Source organism: Limnospira sp. PMC 289.06, assembly GCF_032350395.1.
Lineage (GTDB): Bacteria > Cyanobacteriota > Cyanobacteriia > Cyanobacteriales > Microcoleaceae > Limnospira > Limnospira platensis.
Genome location: NZ_JARPLC010000064.1, coordinates 21,250 through 28,022 on the forward strand (window position 1 = coordinate 21,250; position 6,773 = coordinate 28,022).

General features: G+C 45.4%; 6 protein-coding genes. 3 read left to right on the forward strand and 3 right to left on the reverse strand.

Annotation, left to right across the window (positions count from 1 at the left end):
* Positions 1 to 269 precede the first annotated feature (269 nt).
* Positions 270 to 767 carry an HNH endonuclease gene (locus tag P5674_RS14235; protein ID WP_006616654.1) on the reverse strand — a complete coding sequence of 166 codons (498 nt, stop codon included), beginning with the start codon at positions 765 to 767 and terminating at the stop codon, positions 270 to 272.
* 133 nt (positions 768 to 900) lie between these two features.
* On the opposite strand from P5674_RS14235, the gene alr reads away from it, so the two are divergent.
* The 3 genes from alr to P5674_RS14250 all read left to right on the forward strand — a co-directional run bounded on the left by alr (position 901) and on the right by P5674_RS14250 (position 5,699).
* Positions 901 to 2,100, forward strand: coding sequence for an alanine racemase (gene alr, locus P5674_RS14240; protein WP_006616655.1), 1,200 nt, complete (start codon positions 901 to 903; stop codon positions 2,098 to 2,100).
* Positions 2,101 to 2,118: 18 nt separating this feature from the next.
* Positions 2,119 to 2,622, forward strand: coding sequence for a DUF427 domain-containing protein (locus tag P5674_RS14245; RefSeq protein WP_006616656.1), 504 nt, complete (start codon positions 2,119 to 2,121; stop codon positions 2,620 to 2,622).
* Positions 2,623 to 2,945: 323 nt separating this feature from the next.
* A complete protein-coding gene (locus tag P5674_RS14250) occupies positions 2,946 to 5,699 on the forward strand; it encodes a M16 family metallopeptidase (RefSeq protein ID WP_006616657.1) in 2,754 nt (917 codons plus the stop codon).
* 284 nt (positions 5,700 to 5,983) lie between these two features.
* Here P5674_RS14250 and P5674_RS14255 read toward each other — a convergent pair whose 3' ends face one another.
* On the reverse strand, positions 5,984 to 6,340 hold the full coding sequence (locus tag P5674_RS14255) for a hypothetical protein (protein ID WP_006615856.1): 357 nt from the start codon (positions 6,338 to 6,340) through the stop codon (positions 5,984 to 5,986).
* A 69-nt stretch (positions 6,341 to 6,409) separates the two neighbouring features.
* Positions 6,410 to 6,601: a photosystem II assembly protein Psb35 gene (gene psb35 / locus P5674_RS14260; RefSeq protein ID WP_006615857.1), complete on the reverse strand. Its 192-nt coding sequence runs from the start codon at positions 6,599 to 6,601 to the stop codon at positions 6,410 to 6,412.
* Positions 6,602 to 6,773: the final 172 nt, after the last annotated feature.

Below are 6,773 nucleotides of genomic sequence, written 5' to 3' on the forward strand. Positions count from 1 at the left end.
TCTCCCCCCCTTCTGTAATTAACAGGTGGGTATCAGAGAGAGAGGGGGCGGGTTTATTAATCTTCTCCCCCCCTTATGTAATTAACAGTAGAACCCGCCCCTACATTGCGCCGTATGGGGAGAGGGGCTTTAGACTGCTATATTGGGTGGGTGGAGTATCTAGCCGCCGTGGGAACATCTGGCTTGCCATTGTCCCAATTGTCGGCGAGGTAGCAACACCAGACCTCCCTATGCAAAAAACCCCTGGGTCATCATTGCATCCAGGGGCTTCACAAGCCAATCACATATTTTTGCCATTCTTGGTTCATGCCACTTTTGAGGTGTCGAGTCACTTCAAAATAAAGGCTGCTGTAAGGTTTTCGGGGGGGATGTCTCAAAGGCATTTCCGCTTCCTTCGGGGTGCGACAGCCTTTTTTGACATTACAGCGCACACAAGCGGTTACCAGATTTTCCCAAGTATCACCCCCTTGGCGCGATCGCGGAATCACATGATCAACAGTCAATTCATCCCCCTTATAGCCACAGTATTGACAAGAGTGGCAATCTCGCTGCAAGATATTCCTTCGGGTTAATGGAATTTCTTTATAGGGGACTCGGACATAATGACGTAATCGGATCACAGTTGGGAAGGGAAAATCTGGTAGCAGATACCTACCATTATGCTCAACTTGTTCCGCCTTTTCCTTCAACAATAAGACCACCGCCCGCCGCCAAGTCGTGATATTGAGCGGTTCATAGGAGGCATTCAACACCAGAACATTGCCCATACTAATAAATTGCTGCGATCTAATGATTTTGACCCGATATTATCATATATTTAATTTTTTAGCCTGGGCTGGGAAATCCCCAGACCATATCTGTATCTGTGTATTTGAACTACTATCACGCTAAGGAATGATAATGGTTAGCAGGAAATCTAAGCCACTAGCCCAGGATGATCGCACTTATAACTATGAGGGTGAATGTGAACATCGTGCTTGGGTAGAAGTAGACCGTTGGGCGATCGCCAATAACGTCAAACAGATCCGCCACCTACTATCCCCGGAAACTCGGTTCATGGCCGTAATTAAAGCAGATGCCTATGGTCATGGGGCGGTGAGTGTGGCTAAAATTGTATCAGAAATTGGGGTTGACGATTTCGCCGTGGCGACCATTCCTGAAGGTATGGAATTGCGGCGCTTAGGTATTCAACAGCCCATTTTGGTCCTGGGGGCTGTGCATACTGCTGATGAGATCAAGGCGATCGCCCATTGGGGACTACAACCCACTTTATGCACCCCCACTCAAGCCCTACTTTTCTCGGAAACTCTCCAATCAATTCAGCGATCGCTACCCGTTCAACTTAACATAGATACTGGAATGTCACGGCTGGGGACTTGGTGGGAACAAGCCTTAGAATTTGTGCAACTGGTGCGGGGATTACCTAATTTAGAGATTTCTGGTATATATTCCCACTTCGCCACCGCCGATATTCGCGATCGCACCATTATGGATCAGCAACATTGGCGCTTTCAACAAGTCTTAGCCCAAATTCAGGAACATACAAGCCTTTTATCTGTCCCTACTATCAAACCCTGTTTACATCTGGCTAACTCCGCCGCCACCTTAACCGATCGGGCTTTACATTATGATATGGTCAGGGTCGGCTTATCCCTTTATGGATTATATCCCGCCCCTCATTTGCGATCGGTCATTAATCTTCAGCCCGCCATGAGTATTCGCGCCCGTATTACCCAAATCAAAACCATTGAAGCCGGGTGTGGCGTGAGTTACGGATATAAATTTATCGCCAAACAAAGGACTCCCATTGCAGTTGTCGGTATCGGCTATGCTGACGGAGTACCCCGCCAGTTGTCTAACTGCATGAAAGTCCTAATTCGCGGTCAATTCGTCCCCCAAATTGGCGCAATCACAATGGATCAGTTAATGTTAGATGTAACTGCTATTCCTGATTTACAGGTCGGAGAAGTTGTCACCCTTTTGGGAAGCGATCGCCATCATAGCATTTCCGCCGATGATTGGGCACAACAGTTAGGCACTATTTCCTGGGAAATCCTTTGTGGATTTAAACATCGCCTTCCTCGGATTCTAATTAATTAAACCCTGAAACCACAAAATATGAGCTTTTTTAGACCATCACCGATTACTCCTGGTCCCGGACAAGAATCAGTTTGGGACTATCCCCGTCCCGCTAAATTGGAGGATACCAATAAACACCTGCGGATTATTTTTAATGGCATTACTCTCGCTGACTCCCGCCACGCTAAACGGGTTTTAGAAACTAGCCACCCCCCAACATACTACATTCCCGGCGATGATATTAAACTTGAATATCTTGTGGAAACTTCCCGCCGCACTATGTGCGAATGGAAGGGAATTTGTGTTTATTATGATATCATTGTCGGAGATAAACGAGTCTCCAATGCCGCTTGGCGTTATGTGCAGCCAACTCCCGATTTTGTCGATATCCAAGACTGTTACAGCTTTTATGCTAGTCTCATGGATGAATGTTATGTTAATGATGAGTTAGTACAATCTCAACCCGGAGATTTTTACGGTGGTTGGATTACCCAAGATATTGTCGGACCTTTTAAAGGTGGGTCGGGGACAATGGGCTGGTAAACCCCTTAATCATTCCACCTGAAAACTGGCAGAGGGAACAGTTAATAACTATCCCTCTTTCAGTCATCAAATAACCATCAATATCAGAGTAGATATAAATGGGGAAACTGCCATTATTGCCAGTATCAAATAACCCGATACTTATGTTTATTGTCAATCATACCATCTTCTCAATTGCCCATTTTCACAACTCCAATATCATCACAATTGATTGCATCTATAGCCATAATTAGTTAATCCTGTATCTGCGAGATTCAACAACTTTTGAGCTGTTAGACATCAATCGGGATATCTATCATATCGTAACTAACCCTTTAACTAAAGTGATTGCAACTCCATCCTTCCCACCCAATTTAGGCACAGACACCACCATTTCCCCTAGCCAAAATGTAACTCAAACCATCCTAGAAAATGGTCTCACTGTTTTAACCAAGCCCGTCCATACGGCACCAGTTGTGACAGTCCAGGTATGGTATAAAATCGGATCAGTAGATGAAAAACCAGGGGATAATGGCATCGCCCATCAACTAGAACACATGATGTTTCAAGGGACTACTACCCGCCCTATTCAATATGGTAGTTTGTTAGAAACCTTGGGGGGAGATTTTAATGCTTTTACAGGTTATGACCAGACAGCATATCATAATACTGTCGAATCTAATGCCTTAAAAACTGTTCTGATGTTGGAAGGCGATCGCCTCAAAAATGCCCTCATTTCTCCAGCACAATTTGACCAAGAAAAAGGCGTAGTTATCTCCGAATTACAGGGCTATGAAAACAGTCCTGAATATCGCCTAAATCGTGCCGTAATGACAGCCGCATTTCCCCATCATCCCTACGGTTTAATGATTGGTGGAACTAAAGCCGATGTCGAAAATTTCACCGTTGAAAATGTCCGCTATTATTACCATCTCAATTATCGCCCTGATAACGCCGTTTTAATTGTCGTTGGTGACTTTGACCCCTCATCAATCCTCACCACCATTCAGGAAATATTTGGCGGCATTGCCAACCCTGATGAACCTCCGACCCGTGTACAGCGGGGACAAATTCCCAGTACATTTCCGCCTAGTATTTTACCATCAAATAAACCCATTATTCTCCAGGAACCCGGAGCCGTTCCATTTAGCCAAGTAATTTATCCAATTCCCGCCATTAATCATGATGATATTCCCGCCCTGAATATCCTGGATTATATTTTAGATAATGGTGGTCGTAGTTCTCGGATTTATCGAGAATTAATCGACAGTGGAATTGCTACCGATGCTGGCAGTACAGTCATTAATTTAAGTGCCGGAGGTTGGTTAGAAATGTGGGGAACCACCACCACCACTAAATCTCTGAACCGCCTCGATAAAGCCTGGCAAAAAATGATTGTCAAACTCCAACAAAAACTGGTAACTACCGAAGAACTAGATCGGGCAAAAACCCAAATTATTGCCAGTTCTATTCTGGAAAATCGTGATCTAACCAGTCAAGCCATGCAATTAGGTTTGGACTGGACAACAACTGGCAATTATCGCTATAGCGAAGACTATCTAAAAGCGATCGCCCAAGTCACAGCAGCAGACGTGCAAAAAGTCGCCCAAATCTATCTCAAACCAGAATATCGCACCCTGGGAAGATTTGAACCCACCCAGACCAAAACCGAGTCAATAACAGACGCAAATACTGTTAATTCCACCGCCACCAAACTTAATATACATACTCCCAGACACCATCGCATTAGTGAACCCCCAGACCCAGCAGCCATCAGCCAATATCTGCCAGAAATTCCCCCCGCCAAAGTTCACACCATCACCCCGCCGGAGTCTTTCACTCTAGATAATGGGATGCGAGTTTTATTATTAGCTGACAATAGTACCCCATCGATATCAATTCGGGGATTTGTGAAAGCCGGCGAAGAATTTGACCCTCCAGGTCGGGAAGGGTTAGCCCTACTAACTGCCGAAAATTTAATGAGTGGAACAGTCAGTTATAATGGGCAATCATTAGCCCGTCGTCTGGAAAATCGGGGCGCAAATATCGAGGTCAGGACCGCCACCGAAGGGGTAGATATTTCCGCTTCCGCCCTTAGTGGTGATTGGCTTCTGGTTTTGGAAACCTTAGCTGATGTATTGCAAAATCCCACCTTTCCCCAAAAATGGTTAGAACTGATCCGCCAACAACAGATATCTGAGTTGCTAGAATCAGAACACAATCCCGCCTATGTGAGCCACCGTGCCCTACAAAAGCAGCTTTACCCAAAAGACCACCCGCTGTATATTTACCCCACCCAGAACAGCCTCAGAGCCATCTCTCGTAGTGATATTCAGAATTTCCATAGAACTTATTATCGCCCTGATGGGACAGTTTTGGTGGTGGTTGGAGATTTTGATTCACAGTTGATGCGATCGCAAATCGAAACCCAATTTGGCTCCTGGAAAAACCAAACCACCGCCCGCAAAAATCCCTGGCCTCCCGTTTCCCTCCCCGCCAAATTTGTCTGGCTACAGGAAGAGATACCCGGTCTAGTGGAGTCAGTCACAGTCATGGGACATCCTAGCATCGACCGCCACGATTCCCGCTATTATGCAGCCCTAGTTCTTAACCACATCTTAGGTGGTAGCACCTTGTCAAGTCGCCTAGGACTGGAATTGCGCGATCGCCACGGACTCACCTATGGCGTGTATAGTTGGTTTAATTGCGCCTGGGGTTGGGGTTCTTTCAATATCGAAATGCAAACCGCACCGGAAAACGCAGCATTAGCAATCGAGAAAACCCTCGCCCTACTCAAACAAGTTCAGCAACAGGGAGTTACCCCCTCCGAAGTGGAAACCGCTAAACATAGTCTAATTTCTAGCGATCGTGTAGCTTTGGGAGACCCAGACTTTCTCGCTGGTATAATCATGTGGAATGAAATATTCCAATTTCCCCCCACAGAACTTAATCAATTTTACCAAAAAATCGACGCGGTAACTCCCTCATTAGTTAACCAAGTCGCCCGGGAACTTATCCACCCCGATCGCCTAGTTGTTGTCACTTCCAAACCAGCTATTCCCACAGCCTCCGTAGGGCGTGTCACCACCCCCAAATAGAAGCAAACTAACCCACAGCTTTGAGGGTGCATCATCACCAGCAAATCCGCAGAAACCCCCGCTGATTAGCTACTAAATGACGCACCCCGTAAATACCTAATCAATTATTATTGATTATAGCGATTCGGTGGATTGGTGAGGTACTTTTCAAAGCCTCCTTCGACAAGCTCAGGACAAGCCTCTCCCAATAGGGGAGAGGGGTTTGGGGTGTAGACGCGCAGCGGCTTCTCTTTGAGTGGGCTGTACCTTAATGGATATGAGAAACGCTATATCCACCAGAGTAATTAGATAATTCCGGTTCCTTTACCTCGGTTATCTTCAGACATAGTTAACTTACCTTCTTCGTCCGTTTCATTAACTTCTTTAAGGGTTTCGACTCGTTCGGCTTGTTCCGCCTGTTCTTGTTCGCGTAAATCACCAGGTTCCTCAACGTACATTTCTGGTTCAATGGCAAAATTATCTAATAGTCCTTCTCGACTTATACGATAACCAGCCGTAGTATCTGTAGTTCCTTCCGCCGCGTCAGGAGTCTTTTTAAAGTTCTCGCCTTCTCTTTCCATGCGGGCGGCTGTTTCCGCCGACATAATGTTGCGATCGTAGTTAGCACCTGCTGTAGCTTGATTATTTTTTTGAGTTGCCATGATTTAATTTTCTCCAATTTAGTGCTAGAATAGTTAAGTTGTCTTGTGTTGCTGGGTGAATGAATTACCCTATTTATTAATGTTGGGAACCACATTCGGGCGTTCTTTATCCTCCCAACCGACAGGACGCTTAGAGTTATACCAAGCAATAGAACCAATAGAAGCTGCTGCAATAAACCCTACTACTAAGGATAAAGTGGCAGCCACTGGAAAATGAGGCGCATTTGTTGCCACTTCACCTAAGACTAAATTAATATCCATAAACAGATATTTTCCTCACAAATCAGCATTAACCCCATACTATCGGTTAATCTCTATCGGGTCTTCTACCTGTGGTGGTACATTAATCATCAATTGCATCATCCTAAAGTTCAATACCCATCATTAGTAGGGTGCGTCAGATACCGCCAACCGAATAAATAGCCGATAATTT